At 60.9% G+C, this 16,946-nt stretch carries 12 protein-coding genes; 10 read left to right on the forward strand and 2 right to left on the reverse strand.

Annotation, left to right across the window (positions count from 1 at the left end; translation table 11 throughout):
- Nucleotides 1-75: 75 nt before the first annotated feature.
- The 8 genes from FFS64_RS17020 (at nucleotide 76) to FFS64_RS17060 (ending at nucleotide 11,730) form a co-directional block, all read left to right on the forward strand.
- Nucleotides 76-1,944 (forward strand): extracellular solute-binding protein, encoded by a 1,869-nt coding sequence (locus FFS64_RS17020; RefSeq protein WP_137806338.1) that lies wholly within the window; start codon nucleotides 76-78, stop codon nucleotides 1,942-1,944.
- Nucleotides 1,944-3,005, forward strand: a complete 1,062-nt coding sequence (locus FFS64_RS17025) for a microcin C ABC transporter permease YejB (RefSeq protein ID WP_137806339.1) — start codon at nucleotides 1,944-1,946, stop codon at nucleotides 3,003-3,005. Before FFS64_RS17020 ends, FFS64_RS17025 begins: the two co-directional genes overlap by 1 nt.
- Nucleotides 3,005-4,027, forward strand: coding sequence for an ABC transporter permease (locus tag FFS64_RS17030; RefSeq protein ID WP_137806340.1), 1,023 nt, complete (start codon nucleotides 3,005-3,007; stop codon nucleotides 4,025-4,027). Before FFS64_RS17025 ends, FFS64_RS17030 begins: the two co-directional genes overlap by 1 nt.
- 29 nt (nucleotides 4,028-4,056) lie before the next feature.
- Nucleotides 4,057-5,634 carry an ABC transporter ATP-binding protein gene (locus FFS64_RS17035; protein ID WP_137806341.1) on the forward strand — a complete coding sequence of 526 codons (1,578 nt, stop codon included), beginning with the start codon at nucleotides 4,057-4,059 and terminating at the stop codon, nucleotides 5,632-5,634.
- A 146-nt stretch (nucleotides 5,635-5,780) separates the two neighbouring features.
- Entirely contained in the window at nucleotides 5,781-7,196 is a 1,416-nt protein-coding gene (locus tag FFS64_RS17045; protein WP_137806343.1) for a sigma-54-dependent Fis family transcriptional regulator, read from the forward strand.
- 289 nt (nucleotides 7,197-7,485) lie between these two features.
- Complete coding sequence (locus FFS64_RS17050; RefSeq protein ID WP_137806344.1) at nucleotides 7,486-8,877, forward strand: GntP family permease; 1,392 nt, start codon at nucleotides 7,486-7,488, stop codon at nucleotides 8,875-8,877.
- A 7-nt stretch (nucleotides 8,878-8,884) separates the two neighbouring features.
- Nucleotides 8,885-9,658: a 3-hydroxybutyrate dehydrogenase gene (gene hbdH / locus FFS64_RS17055; protein WP_137806345.1), complete on the forward strand. Its 774-nt coding sequence runs from the start codon at nucleotides 8,885-8,887 to the stop codon at nucleotides 9,656-9,658.
- A gap of 116 nt (nucleotides 9,659-9,774) precedes the next feature.
- Nucleotides 9,775-11,730, forward strand: a complete 1,956-nt coding sequence (locus FFS64_RS17060; RefSeq protein ID WP_137806346.1) for an acetoacetate--CoA ligase — start codon at nucleotides 9,775-9,777, stop codon at nucleotides 11,728-11,730.
- Between the two features lie 54 nt (nucleotides 11,731-11,784).
- On the opposite strand, the gene FFS64_RS17065 is transcribed toward FFS64_RS17060, so the two are convergent.
- Nucleotides 11,785-12,876 carry a PilT/PilU family type 4a pilus ATPase gene (locus FFS64_RS17065; RefSeq protein ID WP_137806347.1) on the reverse strand — a complete coding sequence of 364 codons (1,092 nt, stop codon included), beginning with the start codon at nucleotides 12,874-12,876 and terminating at the stop codon, nucleotides 11,785-11,787.
- A 108-nt stretch (nucleotides 12,877-12,984) separates the two neighbouring features.
- Between FFS64_RS17065 and FFS64_RS17070 the strand changes: the two genes are divergently transcribed.
- Both FFS64_RS17070 and FFS64_RS17075 read left to right on the forward strand, forming a co-directional pair.
- Nucleotides 12,985-15,522 (forward strand): PAS domain-containing protein, encoded by a 2,538-nt coding sequence (locus FFS64_RS17070; protein WP_137806348.1) that lies wholly within the window; start codon nucleotides 12,985-12,987, stop codon nucleotides 15,520-15,522.
- Between the two features lie 66 nt (nucleotides 15,523-15,588).
- A complete protein-coding gene (locus FFS64_RS17075; protein ID WP_137806349.1) occupies nucleotides 15,589-15,864 on the forward strand; it encodes a peptidylprolyl isomerase in 276 nt (91 codons plus the stop codon).
- A 114-nt stretch (nucleotides 15,865-15,978) separates the two neighbouring features.
- Here the strand turns inward: FFS64_RS17075 and FFS64_RS17080 are convergent, their stop codons facing one another.
- On the reverse strand, nucleotides 15,979-16,911 hold the full coding sequence (locus FFS64_RS17080; RefSeq protein WP_137806350.1) for a sugar kinase: 933 nt from the start codon (nucleotides 16,909-16,911) through the stop codon (nucleotides 15,979-15,981).
- Nucleotides 16,912-16,946: the final 35 nt, after the last annotated feature.

Here is a 16,946-nt window from a genome sequence, read left to right on the forward strand (position 1 = left end):
CGTAATTCGGCTGGCGAGGGACGCGCCGCTAGCGTACAAATTGTCGTTAACGACCACCCGGCTCTAAGGCTGACAATGCGACTGGCTTTCCCTACTGTGTTATTCACTGCCGTGGCCCTGTTGTTGGGCGCCGCCGGTGTGAACGCCGCACCGCAACATGCGTTGACCGTTTACGGCGAACCGGCCAAATACCCTGCCGGTTTCAGTCACTTCGCCTACACCAATCCGCAGGCCCCCAAGGGCGGCACGATGCGTCGTTCGGCGATCGAAATCGGTCACTTCGACCATGTGTTGCCGTACATCGACAAAGGCATCGGTGTCACGCAGATCGATGGCCTGCTCTACTCCCCCCTGGCCCAGCGCTCGCTGGACGAGCCTTACACCGTTTATGGCCTGGTGGCGCAGAAAATGGAACGCTCCGATGACGGGCTGTCGCTGCGCTTCTACCTCAACCCCATGGCACGCTTTGCCGATGGCAAACCCATCACGGCCGAGGACGTGCGCTACACCTTCGATCTGTTGATGACCCAGGGCAGCCTGCGCTATCGCACGCAGTTCGCCGACGTCAAAGGCGTCGAAGTGGAATCGCCGCTGACCGTGCGTTTCGATTTCAAGAACAACGAAAACCGCACCCTGCCCCTGGACATCGCCACCCTGCCGGTATTTCCCGAACACTGGTGGAAAACCCGCGATTTCGCCGGTGGCGGCGGTTACGAAGCACCGCTGGGCAGCGGCCCGTACAGGGTGGGCAAGGTCGACTCCGGACGCAGCATCACCTTTGAGCGTAACGCCGACTGGTGGGGCAAGGACTTGCCGGTCAGTCGCGGCCTCTACAATTTCGATCATTTCAGTATCGAGTACTTTGGCGATACCGACGTTGCCCGTCAGGTGCTGCGCGGCGGCGCCTACGACTACAACCGCGAATTTTCCGCCACCGGTTACTCCATCGGCTATGAAAGCCCGGCCCTGAGCGACGGTCGCCTGCAAAAAGCCCACCTGGCCACAGAAGCACCGCAACCGAGCCAGGGCTTTGTGTTCAACCTGCAAAAGCCGATATTCCAGGATCGCCGGGTGCGCCAGGCGCTGGTCATGCTCTGGGATTTCGAATGGAGCAACCGGCAGATGATGCGCAATCTGTACATCCGCCAGCAGAGCTTCTTTTCCAACACCGAACTTGCCGCACGGCAACTGCCGGATGCCGGTGAACTGGCCATTCTCGAACCGCTGCGCGGACAAATCCCGGACGAAGTCTTTACCAAGGTGTTCGAAGCCCCGAAAACCGATGGCAGCGGCTTGATTCGCGATAAACAGCTACAAGCGCTGGACCTGCTCGAACAGGCCGGCTGGAAACCCAAAGGCGATCAACTGGTCAACGCCGACGGTGAACCACTGAGCTTCACGTTCCTGGTCAGCCAGAACGGCATGGACCGCTTGCTCCTGCCGTACAAACGCACGCTGAAGCAGATCGGCATCGACCTGAACATCCGTCGCATCGACGCGTCACAGTACGTCAATCGCCTGATGAGCCGAGACTACGACATGATCGTCACCGGCTACCCGGTCACCACTTCACCGGGGGGCGAACTGTTCAACTATTTCGGCTCCGCCGCGGCCACCGATCCCGGCTCCAACAACTACATGGTCCTGAAGAACCCGGCGGTGGACACCCTGATCAACGGACTGGTGCGCGCCGACAACAAGGCCGACATGTTGCGCTACGCCCATGCGCTGGACCGGGTGCTGCAATGGAGCTACTACTGGATTCCCAACTATTACCCGCCGGGAACGTCCACCGTGTGGTGGAATCGCTTCGGCATCCCCAACGTGCAGGCCAGCAATGACGAGGCCATCGAGAGCTGGTGGGAAGTAAGCACCACGCCGCTGACCAACCAGCAGATGACCGCCGAGCGCATTCGCCGTGGCAGCCCCGGAGGACCGCATTAATGTGGACTTACATACTGCGGCGCTTGCTGCTGATCATTCCGACGCTGGTAATCATTCTTCTGGTCAACTTCGTGATCGTCCAGGCCGCACCGGGCGGCCCGGTGGAACAGGCCATCGCCCATCTGCAAGGCATTGGCGGGGCCGGTGTCGGCGGCGGTTCCGGCGAGTCCATGAGTGGCACTTCCCGGGCCAGTCGCGGCCTCGATCCACAGCTGATCAAAGACATCGAAAAACAGTACGGCTTCGACAAACCGGCCCATGAACGGCTCTGGCTGATGCTCACCAGCTACGCGCGCCTGGACTTCGGCAAGAGCTTCTTCCGCGGCGCCACGGTCACCGACCTGATCCTGCAGAAGATGCCGGTGACCATTTCCCTCGGCCTTTGGGCGACACTGATCACCTACCTGGTATCGATTCCATTGGGCATCCGCAAGGCGGTGCATCATGGCAGTCATTTCGATATCTGGAGCAGTACGGCGATCATCATCGGCTACGCGATGCCGGCGTTTCTCTTCGCGATGTTCCTGATCGTGGTGTTCGCCGGCGGCACTTCCCTGAATTGGTTCCCGGTACGCGGGCTGGTGTCGGACAATTTCGAGTCGCTGTCGACCCTGGGCAAAATCGCCGATTACTTCTGGCACCTGGTGCTGCCGGTGACGGCGCTGGTGATCGGTGGTTTCGCCACCTTGACCATCCTGACCAAGAACTCGTTCCTCAATGAAATCACCCGGCAATACGTGGTCACCGCCCGCGCCAAAGGTTTGAGTGAGCGCCGGGTGCTGTATGGTCATGTGTTCCGCAATGCCATGCTGCTGGTGGTGTCGGGGATTCCCCAGGCCTTTATCAGTGTGTTTTTTGCCGGCTCCTTGCTGATCGAAGTGATCTTCTCCCTCGATGGCCTGGGTCGCATGAGCTACGAGGCCGCAGTTTCACGGGACTATCCAGTGGTGTTCGGCTCGCTGTTCATCTTCACCCTGTTCGGTCTCTTGATAAAACTGGTGGGCGACCTGTGCTACACCCTGGTCGACCCGCGTATCGACTTCGCCGCGAGGAATGCCTGATGTTCAAGCTTTCGCCGTTGGGCCGTCGTCGTTTCGAACGCTTCAAGAAAAACCGTCGCGGGTGGTGGTCGCTGTGGTTGTTTGTCGGCCTCTTCCTGTTGACCCTGGGGGGCGAGCTGATCGCCAACGACAAGCCGCTGATCGTCAGCTATCAAGGTTCGTTGTATTTTCCGGCCCTGAAGCGCTATACCGAGCAGGAGTTTGGCGGGCATTTGCCGTTCCAGGCCGATTACCGCAGCGACTACGTGCAAAACCTGATCAAGAAGGACGGAGGCTGGCTGTTGTTTCCGCCTATCCCCTTCAGCGACGACACACCTAACTATGACCTGAACAAACCCGCGCCGAGCCCGCCCTCGAACGTGAACTGGCTGGGCACCGACGATCAGGCGCGGGACGTATTGGCCCGGGTGATTTTCGGCGCCCGGGTATCGATTCTGTTTGCCCTGATGCTGACCTTCGTCAGCGCACTGATCGGCATTGCTGCCGGCGCCCTGCAAGGCTATTACGGTGGCTGGGTCGACTTGCTCGGCCAGCGCCTGCAAGAGGTCTGGTCCGGGTTGCCGGTGTTGTATCTGCTGATCATTCTGTCGGGGTTTGTCGAACCGAATTTCTGGTGGTTGCTGGGGATCATGGCGCTGTTTTCCTGGCTGGCACTGGTGGACGTGGTGCGCGCCGAGTTCCTGCGCGGGCGCAACCTTGAGTACGTCAAGGCCGCCCGGGCCTTGGGCCTGACCGATCGCAAAGTCATCGTGCGGCATATTCTGCCCAACGCCATGAACGCGACCTTGAGTTACCTGCCGTTCATTCTGACCGGGGCCATCTCGACCCTCACGGCGCTGGACTTCCTCGGTTTCGGCATGCCGGCCGGCAGTGCATCCCTGGGCGAACTGATCGGCCAGGGCAAGCAGAACCTGCAAGCACCGTGGCTGGGGCTGACGGCGTTTTTCACCCTGGCGTTGATTCTTTCCTTGTTGGTGTTCATCGGCGAAGCCTTGCGCGACGCGTTTGACCCGCGATCTTGATCCCCGATTTTGAGAGGCGGACTGTTGATATGAGTAACCTGATCGAAATCCGTGACCTCAGCGTGGCCTTCAGCGGCCAGACCGTGGTGCGCAATCTGTGCCTGGACATCCGCCCCGGCGAATGCCTGGCCTTGGTGGGCGAATCGGGTTCGGGCAAGTCGGTGACCGCCCACTCGATCCTGCAATTGCTGCCCGAATGCGGGACTCAAACCACAGGCAGCATCCGTTATCGAGGTCAGGAGATTGTGGGCGCAGACGCCAAAAGCTTGCGTCAATTGCGTGGCAACCGCATCGCCATGATTTTCCAGGAGCCGATGACCTCCCTGAATCCGTTGCACAGCATCGAAAAGCAGATCGGCGAAACCTTGCTGGTGCACAAAGGCATGGCAGGCAACGAAGCGCAGGCGCGGATTCTTGAGTTGCTGCACCTGGTGGGGATCCAGAAACCCAAGGAACGGCTCAAGGCTTACCCCCATCAATTGTCCGGCGGCCAGCGCCAACGGGTAATGATCGCCATGGCCCTGGCCTGCGAGCCGGAGCTGTTGATCGCCGACGAGCCCACCACCGCACTGGACGTCACCGTGCAGCGCAAGATTCTGCTGCTGCTCAAATCCTTGCAGCGGCGGCTCGGCATGTCGCTGCTGCTGATCAGCCACGATCTCAACCTGGTACGCAGCATTGCCCAGCGCGTCTGTGTGATGAAGGCCGGGGAAATCGTCGAGCAGGCCAGCTGCGAAACCATTTTCACCGAACCGAAACACCCCTACAGCTGCGTGCTGCTCAATGCCGAACCGGAAGGCGAAGCGCTGCCCCGTGACGAGCGTGAAAACGTGCTTGAGGTCAACAATCTTCGGGTGCAGTTTGCGGTGAGTGGCGGGTTGTTCCGGCGCAAGACTTACTTGAACGCCGTGGACGGCATCAGCCTCAATGTTCAGCGCGGCAAGACCCTGGGCATTGTCGGCGAATCCGGCTCCGGCAAATCCACACTGGGCCAGGCGATTCTGCGCCTGCTCGACTCCGAAGGCGGCATTCGCTTTCAGGGCGAGGCACTGGACGGCCTGACGCAGAAACAGTTGCGGCCGTTGCGCAAGCAAATGCAGGTGGTGTTCCAGGACCCGTTTGGCAGCCTCAGCCCACGGATGTCCGTGGCGCAGATCATCAGCGAAGGCCTGGAGGTGCATAGCCAGTTGAGCGTCGAGCAATGCAACGCCGAGGTGATTCGGGCCTTGCAGGAAGTCGGCCTCGACCCGCAAAGCCGCCATCGCTATCCCCATGAATTTTCCGGCGGCCAGCGCCAACGCATCGCCATCGCCCGGGCTCTGGTCTTGAAACCGGCGCTGATTCTGCTGGACGAACCGACCTCGGCGCTGGACCGCACCGTGCAAAAACAAGTGGTCGCCCTGCTCCGCCAGCTTCAGGAAAAACATGGCCTGACGTATCTGTTCATCAGCCATGACCTGTCGGTGGTGCGCGCCCTGGCCCACGACATGATCGTGATCAAGGACGGCAAGGTGGTGGAAAGCGGCGCCAGCCATGATGTGTTTGGTTCACCGCAGCATCCGTACACCAAGGAGCTGTTGGCGGCGGCGCATCCGGGGCAGGCATAATCCCGTGACAGGCTTTTGACCGGGTCGCGGCCTTCGCGAGCAGGCTCGCTCCCACAAGGGATCTGCGCCTTTCACAAATCCCTTGTGGGAGCGAGCCTGCTCGCGAAGAGGCCGGCACAGGCAACATTCAATCAGGATCAGCACCCATGAACACCACCGAAAGCCTCAAGGACTACCAGCGCGTCCGCCTGCTGGCGATCCGTTCGTTGTTCGAGATCATCGAGCAGTCGAGTGAAGGCACGGTGATCGTCGACCGCGATGCCAACATCGTCTGGATGAACGAACGCTACGCCCGGCGTTTTGGCCTGCAATCGGCCGAGGGTGCCATCGGCAAGGCCTGTGAAAGCGTGATCCCCGGCAGTCTGTTGCGCGAAGTGGTGCGCACCGGCCGACCGATTCTGCTCGATATGCAGGACACCCCCAAGGAGCCGCTGGTGGTGATGCGCCTGCCGATTCACGACGACGCCGGCGAAGTGATCGGCGCCATCGGCTTTGCCCTGTTCGACGAACTGCGCAGCCTGTCGCCGATGCTCAAGCGCTACATGAGCATGCAGGAAGAACTTGCATCGACCCGCTCATTGCTGCGAGCACGGCAGACCAAATACAACTTCGCCCACTTCATTGGCACCAGTGCCGCCAGCCTCGAAGTCAAACGCCGTGCCCGCCGCAGTGCCAGCACCGAATCACCGGTGTTGCTGCTCGGTGAAACCGGCACCGGCAAGGAATTGCTGGCCCAGGCGATCCACAATGCCTCGCCGCGCGCGCACAAGGCGTTTGTCAGCATCAACAGCGCGGCCATCCCCGAATCGCTACTGGAAGCCGAATTCTTCGGTACCGCCCCTGGCGCCTTTACCGGTGCCGACCGCAAGGGCCGCGCCGGCAAGTTGCAAATCGCCCAGGGCGGCACGTTGTTCCTCGATGAAATCGGTGACATGCCGTTACCGCTGCAAAGCAAACTGCTGCGGGTACTACAGGAGAAGGAATTCGAGCCGGTCGGCTCCAACGACGTGATCCAGAGTGATGTGCGGGTGATCGCCGCCACCTCTACTGACCTGGAAGCCGCGATTAAACGCGGCGAGTTTCGCGCCGATCTGTATTACCGCCTCAATGTCCTGCCGATCCAGGTCCCGCCGCTGCGCGACCGCCTCGACGACCTGCCCGCCCTCAGCGAAGCGATCCTTGAAGAGTTGCGCAGCCAGCACGAACTGAACAGCGAAGCGCTGGAACTGTTGGGGCAGCACGCCTGGCCGGGAAACATTCGCGAGCTGCGTAACGTGCTGGAACGGGCAGCGTTGCTCAGTGATGACCTGCGGCTTACGGCAGCGGATATTCGTGCGGCGATCGGCACGTTCACCCCGGTTCAACGGGTGGTGCCGTTGACCCTCGAACCGTTGGAGCATGAAACGTTCAGCGCGGCACGGGAGCGGTTTGACCGGCAGCTGATCGAAACCACCCTGGCGCACTGCGGGGGCAAGGTGATTGAGGCGGCGGCGCGCCTGGGGCTTGGGCGGTCGACGCTGTACAAGAAGATGGTGGCGTTGGGGATTGCAGAGTCTCCATAAAGAGACATTAATCTCCATTAGTAGATATGGCCTCTTCGCGGGCAAGCCCGCTCCCACAGTGACCGCGTTATTCTGGAGTATCGATGAACCTGTGGGAATGGGCTTGCCCGCGAAGAGGCCAGTTCGGACAACGGAAGTCTCAAAACAGAGACAAACCTATCAAAACCGACTCACCATCAACAAATATATCCATATATTTCAATAACTTACCAATCTGGCACGAAACTCGCTACAGCCGTCTCCTACAACGTTTCACCCCTACAAAAATAACAATCCCAGGAGACACACCATGAGTGTGATCATTGCCTTGGCAGCCCTCGCGCTGCTGATGCTGGCTGCTTACCGTGGCTACAGCGTTATCCTTTTTGCCCCGATTGCCGCCCTCGGCGCCGTCCTGCTGACTGACCCATCCGCCGTTGCACCCGCCTTCACCGGCGTGTTCATGGAGAAAATGGTCGGCTTCATCAAACTGTACTTTCCGGTGTTCCTGCTCGGCGCAGTGTTCGGCAAGCTGATCGAGTTGTCGGGTTTCTCGCGCTCCATCGTCGCTGCGGCCATTCGGCTGCTGGGTACCCGTCAGGCGATACTGGTGATCGTATTGGTCTGCGCCTTGCTCACCTACGGTGGCGTGTCGCTGTTCGTGGTGGTGTTCGCGGTTTATCCATTCGCCGCTGAAATGTTCCGCCAGAGCAATATTCCCAAGCGCCTGATCCCGGCGACCATCGCCCTCGGCGCGTTCTCGTTCACCATGGATGCCCTGCCCGGCACCCCGCAGATCCAGAACATCATCCCCAGCACCTTCTTCAACACCACCGCCTGGGCGGCACCGTGGCTGGGTGTGATCGGCACGATCTTCGTGTTCTGCGCCGGCATGCTGTTTCTCCAGCGTCAGCGCAACAAGGCCCAGCGCACGGGTGAAGGCTATGGCAGCGACCTGCGCAACGAGCCGGAAACCGCCGCCGACATCAAACTGCCCAACCCGTGGATCGCTCTCTCCCCGCTACTGGCCGTGGGCATCATGAACCTGCTGTTCACCCAGTGGATTCCACAGTGGTACGGCAAGACCCACAGCCTGGCGCTGCCGGGCATGGCAGCCCCGGTCACCACCGACATCGCCAAACTCACCGCGATCTGGGCGGTTCAGGCCGCACTGCTGGTGGGCATCATCATGGTGCTGCTGTTCGGCTACAAGGCGATCAGCCGCAAACTGGCCGAAGGCAGCAAAAGTGCGGTCAGCGGTGCCTTGCTGGCAGCAATGAACACGGCCTCGGAATATGGTTTCGGCGCGGTGATCGCGTCCCTGCCGGGCTTCCTGGTGTTGGCCGACTGGCTCAAGAACATTCCCGATCCGCTGGTCAATGAAGCGATTACCGTCACCTTGCTGGCCGGTATCACCGGTTCCGCATCGGGCGGCATGAGCATCGCCCTGGCGGCGATGTCCGAGCAGTTCATCAGCGCCGCCCACGCCGCCAATATTCCGCTGGAAGTGCTGCACCGGGTGGCCTCGATGGCCAGCGGCGGCATGGACACCCTGCCGCACAACGGCGCGGTAATTACCTTGCTGGCGGTCACCGGCCTGACCCACCGCGAAGCTTACAAAGACATTTTCTGTATTACGCTGATCAAGACACTGGCGGTTTTCGTGGTGATCGGTACTTTCTACGCCACTGGCATTGTGTGAGGTATTCATGACGACTCTTTCGGGCAAGACCGCACTGGTCACCGGCTCCACCAGCGGCATCGGCCTGGGCATCGCCCTGAGCCTGGCCAAGGCCGGCGCCAACCTGATCCTCAACGGTTTCGGCGATGCGTCCAAAGTGATCGCCGAGGTCGAACAGTTTGGTGGCAAGGTCGGCCATCACCCGGCCGACGTCAGCGACCCGGCGCAGATCGCCGACATGATCGCCTACGCCGAGCGTGAATTCGGCGGTGTCGACATTCTGGTCAACAACGCCGGCATCCAGCATGTGGCGCCGGTAGACGAGTTCCCGGTGGAACGCTGGGATTCGATCATTGCGATCAATCTGTCATCAGTATTTCACAGCACGCGCCTGAGCCTGCCGGGCATGCGCGCCAAGGGCTGGGGCCGGGTGATCAACATTGCCTCGGTGCATGGCCTGGTGGGCTCGACAGGCAAGGCCGCTTATGTGGCGGCCAAGCACGGCGTGATCGGGCTGACCAAAGTGGTCGCCCTTGAAACCGCTACCAGCAACGTGACCTGCAACGCGATCTGCCCGGGTTGGGTGCTGACGCCGTTGGTACAGAAGCAGATCGATGATCGCGCCGCGACCGGCATTGATCCGCAACGGGCCCAGCATGATCTGCTGGCGGAGAAACAACCGTCGCTGGAATTCGTGACCCCGCCGCAGCTGGGCGAGCTGGTGCTGTTCCTGTGCAGCGAAGCCGGCAGCCAGGTGCGGGGCGCGGCGTGGAATGTTGATGGTGGGTGGTTGGCGCAGTAACACTCCATTAGACCGCGTTTTCGTTCTTCGCGAGCAGGCTCGCTCCCACAGGGGATCGCATTTCAATGTGGGAGCGAGTTCGCGAATGGATCTGCAGATAGAAGAAGAGGCAAATCATGTCCGACATTCTCTGGCAACCCTCCGCCGAGCGCATCGCCAAGACTCGTATGGAGGCCTTTCGGCGTGCCATCAATCAGCGGCACCACCTGCACATCGACGACTATCCCGCCCTGCACCAATGGTCCATCGATCACCGCCAGGACTTCTGGCAGGCGATCGTCGACTTCTTCGATATCCGCTTCCATCAGCAACCCGACGCGGTGTTGGTGGAAGGCGCGCAAATGCCCAGTGCCCAATGGTTTCCCGGTGCGACCTTGAACTTCGCCGAACACTTGCTGCGACGCCGCGACGATGCCGTGGCGGTGGTGTCCGTGGCGGAAAACGGCCAGCGCGAACACCTGACCTGGGCTGAATTGGCGGAACATGTCGCCGGTTTTCAGAGTGGACTCATCGCGGCCGGTGTCGGCATTGGTGACCGGGTCGCTGCCTGCATGCCCAACACCTGGCAAACCTTAGTGGCCATGCTTGCCACCACCAGCCTCGGCGCGATCTGGTCCTGCTCTTCGCCGGACTTCGGCACGCAAGGAGTGATCGACCGTTTTGGCCAGATCGAGCCGAAAGTGCTGCTCACCTGCGCCGGCTACCGTTACGCCGGCAAAGACATCGATCAGACGGTCAAGGTCAACGAAATCCTCGAACGCCTGCCGTCGTTGCGGCAGTTGGTCATCGTGCCTTACGCACGGCCCGATGCGCACATCGAAGACTTCCGCACCCAGGCCAACGTCACGTTATGGGACGATTTCTACTTCCCCGGCGGCGAGCCGGACTTCGTCGCCGTGCCTTTCGACCATCCGCTGTACATCCTCTACTCCAGCGGCACCACCGGCGTGCCCAAGTGCATCATCCACAGCACCGGCGGCGTACTGCTGCAGCACGTCAAGGAACACGGCCTGCATTGCGATCTCGGCCCCGGCGAACGTTTGTTCTACTACACCACCTGCGGCTGGATGATGTGGAACTGGCTGGTTTCGGCCCTGGCGGTGGGCAGTGCCGTGGTGCTGTATGACGGCTCACCGTTTCATCCGGATTCCGAACGCTTGATCGACCTGATCGACGACGAGCGCATCAGCGTTTTCGGCACCAGTCCCAAATACCTGGCGACGCTTGAAGGCAACGGCGTCAAACCCATGCAAAGCCATGACCTGAGCAGCCTGAAAACCCTGCTCTGTACCGGTTCGGCGCTGTCGCCCCAGAGCTACGACTACGTCTACCGCGACCTCAAGGCGGATGTGTGCCTGGCTTCGATGTCCGGCGGCACCGATATCGTTTCGTGCTTTGTGAACGGCAATCCGTGGCAACCGGTGCGCCGCGGCGAAATACAGGGCAAGAGCCTGGGTATGGCCGTCGAAGTCTGGAACGACGAGGGTCAGCCAGTCATTGGTGAAAAAGGTGAGTTGGTGTGCACCCGGCATTTTCCGGCGATACCCATCGGCCTGTGGCACGACCCCGACGGCGAGAAACTGCGGGCCTCGTATTTCAGTCAGTTTCCCGGGGTCTGGGCCCAGGGCGATTATGCGGAACAGCTGCCCCACGGCGCGATGATGATCCACGGGCGCTCCGATGCCGTACTCAACCCCGGCGGCGTGCGCATTGGCACGGCGGAAATCTACCGCCAGGTGGAAAAAGTCCCGCAGGTACTCGACAGCGTGGCCATCGGTCAGCAATGGCAGGATGACGTGCGGGTCGTGCTGTTCGTACGCCTGCGCGACGGCGTGGAACTGGATGAAGCGTTGCAACAACAGATCCGCCAGGTCATCCGCGCCAACACCACGCCGCGCCATGTGCCGGCGAAGATCGTCGCGGTCACGGACATCCCACGGACCATCAGCGGCAAAATCGTCGAACTGGCGGTGCGCAATGTGGTGCATGGGCAGAAGGTGAAAAACACCGATGCACTGGCCAATCCCGAAGCGTTGGAGCAATTCCGCAACCGCCCTGAACTCCTGGATTGAATTCGCAGATCCCCTGTGGGAGCGAGCCTGCTCGCTCCCACAGGGGGGGATGTGTCAGTCCACCAGGCCCCAGTCACCCGGCGAGACTTCGGCGTGAAGCTTCAGTCGCAAACGAAGGTTGTTCACTGAATCCGCATGTTTCAATGCTTCTTCCTCTTCAACCACCCCTTCTGCAACCAACTCGAACAGCGCCCCGTCGAACGTCTGCATTCCCAGTGCCGCTGATTTTTCCATCACGCCCTTGAGCTCGGAAAACTGGTTGAGCCGGATCAAATCGCCAATGGTCGGCGTCCCCAGCAGCACCTCCACCGCCACCCTTCGCTGGCCGTCGCGCGTACGAACCAAGCGTTGGCACACGCAGGCCTTGAGGTTGTTGCCCAGATCATGGAGCAATTGCCCCCGGCGCTCCTCGGGGAAGAAGTTGATGATGCGGTCCAGCGCCTGGTGGGCGTTGTGAGCGTGCAAAGTGGAGATCACCAGATGCCCGGTGTCGGCAAACGCCAGCGCGTGCTCCATGGTTTCGCGGTCGCGGATTTCGCCGATCAGCACCACGTCCGGTGCCTGACGCAGGGTGTTTTTCAACGCGCAATGGAAGCTGCGGGTGTCGACGCCGATCTCGCGCTGGCTGATGATCGATTGTTGGTGCCGGTGGATGTATTCGATCGGGTCTTCGATAGTAACGATGTGGCCACGGCTGTGACGGTTGCGGTAATCGATCAAAGCCGCCAGCGACGTGGATTTGCCCGAGTCGGTGGCGCCAACGAACAGCATCAGGCCTTGCTTGAGCATCACCGTTTCCTGCAGCACCGATGGCAATTTGAGGTCTTCAAAACGCGGTATGTCCAGCTTGACGTTGCGCACCACCATTGACACATCGTTGCGCTGCTTGAAGATATTGACCCGAAAGCGTCCGACGCCCGTTCGGGAGATCGCCAGGTTCATTTCCAGTTCGCGGTCGAACTCCAGACGCTGTTCGGCGTCCATGATGGACGCGGCAATCGCCGCAATCTCCCCCGGTTTGAACGACTGGTCCGCCAAGGGGGTGAGGACACCGTCGAACCGTGCATTCGGTGGTGCACCGGTGGACAGATAAAGATCAGAGCCATCCTGGCTGGCCAGGCGTTTTAACAACGCATCGATTTCCATGGCAAAAAGCATCCGCGAAGCATTCAATTGACAGAAATGACCCACACGGGTCAGTACTCAGCAAGCATAGTAGACACCGCCATACCGACTTGAACGCAGGACACCTTGATGAATGCATCACCAACCGGCAGCGATGCCCAGGCCTTGATTGCCCGACTGGACTGGGCAAGCACGCCGCTGGGCGAGGCCAGTACCTGGCCGCAAAGCCTGCGCACCGCCGTGGACATCGTGATCCATTCGCCGATGCCGATGCTGTTGCTCTGGGGGCCGCAGCTGACGCAGATCTACAACGACGGCTTCGCCCTGCTCGCCGGCAGCAAGCATCCGCACGCTTTCGGACAGCCGACGCACCAGATCTGGCCAGAACTCCAAGACTTTACTGACCCGATTTACAGTGCCGTCCTACAAGGTCAGGTGCGGACCTACAGCGAACAACGCTTTACCTTGCAGCGCGATGGCAAGGACTCCGATTTCTGGCTCGACCTGACCTACAGTCCCATCCGCGACGAGAACACCCAGGTCGCCGGAATTCTGGTCACCGCCATCGAAACCAACGAACGCCGGCGCATCGCCCTGGAACTGGAACAACGCTCGGCCGCCAGCCTCAAGGCACAGCAGGAAACCGAAGAACGCTTGCAACTGGCCCTCGCCGCGACCGACGCAGTGGGAACCTGGGACTGGGATATCAGTGAAGACCGTTTCATCGCCGATGCCCATTTCGCCCAACTGCATGGCATCGATCCCGCCATGGCCGGGCAATTGCCGATCAGCGCCTACCTGCACGGCGTCCACCCCGAAGACCGTGCCCTGATCGCCCGCAGCATCAAGCACTGCATTACCCATGGCACTGAGTACGCCGAGGAATATCGCCTGTTGCAACCCGACGGCCAGTTGCGCTGGGTGTTCGCCCGCGGGCGTTGCTACAAGGACCACCATGGCCGGCCGATCCGCTTTCTCGGCGCCGCACTGGACCTGACCGAGCGCAAAAACACCGAGCAGGCCCTGCGCCAGAGTCAGACCGAGCTGCAGCTGATCATCAACGCCATGCCGATCCTGATCAGCTACGTCGACCGCGAAGAGCGCTTTCGCTTGAACAATTCCGCTTATCTGGACTGGTACGGCCTGACGCCCCAGGAGCTCTACGGCAGAACCATTCGCGAGGTATTGGGCGATGAGGCCTACGCCTTGCGCGCCGAGCATATTGCCCAGGCGCTGACCGGCAAGCCCTGCTGTTTCAGCATCGACGCACCGCACCGTGACGGCAGCATCCGCCATGCCCTGATGAATTATTTGCCGCGTCACGGCGCGGACGGCGCGGTGAACGGTTTTTACATTTTCGTGATCGACGAAACCGAACGCAAAAACACCGAAGAAGCGCTGCGCAACCTCAACGAAACCCTCGAAGAACGGGTCGCCGCCCGTACCCAGCAACTGGCCGAAACCAACCAGCGTCTGCAAAACGAGATGTTCGAACGCGAACGCGCCGAAGACGCTTTGCGCCATGCGCAGAAAATGGAAGCCGTCGGCCAGCTCACCGGTGGCATCGCCCATGACTTCAACAACATGCTCACCGGCATCATCGGCAGCCTCGACCTCATGCAACGCTACATCGCCGATGGGCGAACCGAGGACATTGCCCGTTTCGCCGAAACCGCCGTGTCCTCGGCGAAACGGGCCGCCGCCCTGACCCATCGTTTGCTGGCGTTCTCCAGGCGCCAATCGCTGGATCGCAAGCCTCTGAACGCCAACGACCTGATCCATTCCCTGGAAGATCTGTTCCGCCGCACCAAGGGCGACCACATCCAGCTCAAGTTGCAACTGGCCGAAGACGCCTGGTCGGTCAGCACCGACGTCAGCCAACTGGAAAACGCCCTGCTCAACCTGGTCATCAACGCCAGGGACGCCATGCCCAATGGCGGTGAACTGCGTATCGAAACCGCCAATGTCTACCTCGACAGCAGCGACATCAACATTCTGGAACCGGTCAAGGCCGGCGATTACCTGATGATCGCGGTCAGCGACAACGGCACCGGCATGACGCCCAAGGTATTGGCCAAGGCGTTCGATCCGTTTTTCACCACTAAACCCATTGGCCAGGGCACCGGGCTCGGGTTATCGATGATCTACGGATTCGCCCAGCAGTCGGGCGGCCATGTGAGTCTGTTCAGCATGCCCGGACAGGGCACCAACGTGCGCCTGTATCTGCCGCGCTTGCATGCCGTGCAAGCGCAAGACGCTCCGTCACCGGACATCGGCGAAGCGCCACCGGCGATTGCCGGGGAAACGGTGGTCCTGGTGGAGGATGATCCGGCGGTGCGCATGCTGGTACTCGACCTGCTCAAGGAGCTTGGCTATAAGGCCCATGAAGCCGAAGACGCGAAGACCGCCTTGCCCTTGCTCGAATCCGATTTGCGGGTCGATCTGCTGGTCACCGATGTCGGCCTGCCGGGGATGAATGGCCGGCAGTTGGCAGAGATTGCCCGTCAGCATCGCCCGGACCTGAAAGTGCTGTTCATGACCGGTTACGCGCAAATGGCGGCCGAACGCCAGGGCTTCCTCGAGGAAGGCATGGACATGGTGGCCAAACCGTTCTCCATTGATCTGTTGGCCAACAAGATTCGCACGATGATCGGCCAACCCGAGTGAGTTAAGGCATAATCGCGCGCCCCGTTGTCGTCACCATTGCCATCACCGTTGCAAGGTATCCGCCCCATGAAAGCTCAAGCCCGCCATATTCTGGTGAAAACCTCGGAAGAAGCCGAGCAGCTCAAACAACGCATCGCCAAGGGTGAAGCGTTTGACGTGCTGGCCAAGAAGTACTCCACCTGCCCGTCCGGCAAACGCGGCGGCGATCTGGGTGAAGTACGTCCGGGACAGATGGTCGGGGAGATTGACGCGGTGATTTTCAAGAAGCCGCTGCGGGTGGTGCATGGCCCGATCAAGAGCAAGTTCGGGTATCACCTGGTGCAGGTGTTTTACCGGGATTGACGGGTTGGCCTCAGGGCCTCATCGCTGGCAAGCCAGCTCCCACAAGGACCGCGCAAGACCTGTGGGAGCTGGCTTGCCAGCGATCCAATGGCGCAGCCAACGGCCATTCTCCGCTTATCTCGGAATCAACGCCCCCGGCACCTGAATCACCCGACTCGCCAACCGATGCCCCGCCTCGGCAGCCTCCGCCGGGCTGCCACCCTTGAGCCGACTGGCCAGATACGCCGCGCTGAACGAATCCCCTGCCGCCGTGGTATCCACCACGCGCTCGACCTTCTGCGCCGGCACTTCGAATGACTCGCCATCACAACGAATCAGACAGGCCTCGGCGCCGCGCTTGAGTACCACCTCAGGTGTGCCAATCTGCTCATACGCGGCAAACACCGCTGCGCAATCGGCGAAATGGAACAGCGCCTGTTCGTCATCCACGGTCAGCAGCGCCAGGTCGACATAAGGCAGCACGCTGCGATAAGCCGCCCGCGCCTCTTCGACCGAAGCCCAAAGGCGTGGCCGGTAGTTGTTGTCGAAGACGATCCGCGCATCGCGTTGCCGGGCCTCGATCAGGGTTTCCAACAGTCTCTCCCGACCTTGCACGCCCAATACCGCCAGGGTGATGCCGCTGAAATACAACACGTCGTAGTCCGGCAGAGCCGCCAGGATCGGTTCGGCCGCCGGGGTGGTGAAGCAATCGCGCACCGCCGCCTCATTGCGCCAGTAAAGAAAGCGCCGCTCGCCAGCAGCGTCGGTCTGGATGCAGTACAGACCGGGCAAGCGGCCAGGCAAGCGCTGGACCATGTCCAGGCCAATGTTTTCCGCGGCCCAACTCTGGCACATGGCATCGCTGAAACTGTCATCGCCCAGGGCGGTGACGTAATCCACGCTGCCGGCCACACCCAGCTCGCGGGACAGATAGACCGCCGTGTTCAAGGTGTCGCCGCCGAAGCTTTGTTGCAGGCTGCCGTCGGCGCGATGCTGCAACTCGATCATGCATTCGCCGATCAGGGCGATACGCGGGGTGTTGGGGCCGAGGGTGTTGATGGTGTTCATGATGTGGGGTCTCTGGTGTTTCTTTGTTGTCTGGG

Source organism: Pseudomonas sp. G(2018) (assembly GCF_005502415.1).
Taxonomy (GTDB): Bacteria; Pseudomonadota; Gammaproteobacteria; order Pseudomonadales; family Pseudomonadaceae; genus Aquipseudomonas.

Coding starts and splice junctions, on each gene's coding strand:
- FFS64_RS17070 (WP_137806348.1), top strand. CDS start 12,985: ATGAATGCATCACCAACCGGCAGCGATGCCCAGGCCTTGATTGCCCGA.
- FFS64_RS17035 (WP_137806341.1), top strand. CDS start 4,057: ATGAGTAACCTGATCGAAATCCGTGACCTCAGCGTGGCCTTCAGCGGC.
- hbdH (WP_137806345.1), top strand. CDS start 8,885: ATGACGACTCTTTCGGGCAAGACCGCACTGGTCACCGGCTCCACCAGC.
- FFS64_RS17050 (WP_137806344.1), top strand. CDS start 7,486: ATGAGTGTGATCATTGCCTTGGCAGCCCTCGCGCTGCTGATGCTGGCT.
- FFS64_RS17065 (WP_137806347.1), bottom strand. CDS start 12,876: ATGGAAATCGATGCGTTGTTAAAACGCCTGGCCAGCCAGGATGGCTCT.
- FFS64_RS17030 (WP_137806340.1), top strand. CDS start 3,005: ATGTTCAAGCTTTCGCCGTTGGGCCGTCGTCGTTTCGAACGCTTCAAG.
- FFS64_RS17045 (WP_137806343.1), top strand. CDS start 5,781: ATGAACACCACCGAAAGCCTCAAGGACTACCAGCGCGTCCGCCTGCTG.
- FFS64_RS17020 (WP_137806338.1), top strand. CDS start 76: ATGCGACTGGCTTTCCCTACTGTGTTATTCACTGCCGTGGCCCTGTTG.
- FFS64_RS17080 (WP_137806350.1), bottom strand. CDS start 16,911: ATGAACACCATCAACACCCTCGGCCCCAACACCCCGCGTATCGCCCTG.
- FFS64_RS17025 (WP_137806339.1), top strand. CDS start 1,944: ATGTGGACTTACATACTGCGGCGCTTGCTGCTGATCATTCCGACGCTG.
- FFS64_RS17060 (WP_137806346.1), top strand. CDS start 9,775: ATGTCCGACATTCTCTGGCAACCCTCCGCCGAGCGCATCGCCAAGACT.
- FFS64_RS17075 (WP_137806349.1), top strand. CDS start 15,589: ATGAAAGCTCAAGCCCGCCATATTCTGGTGAAAACCTCGGAAGAAGCC.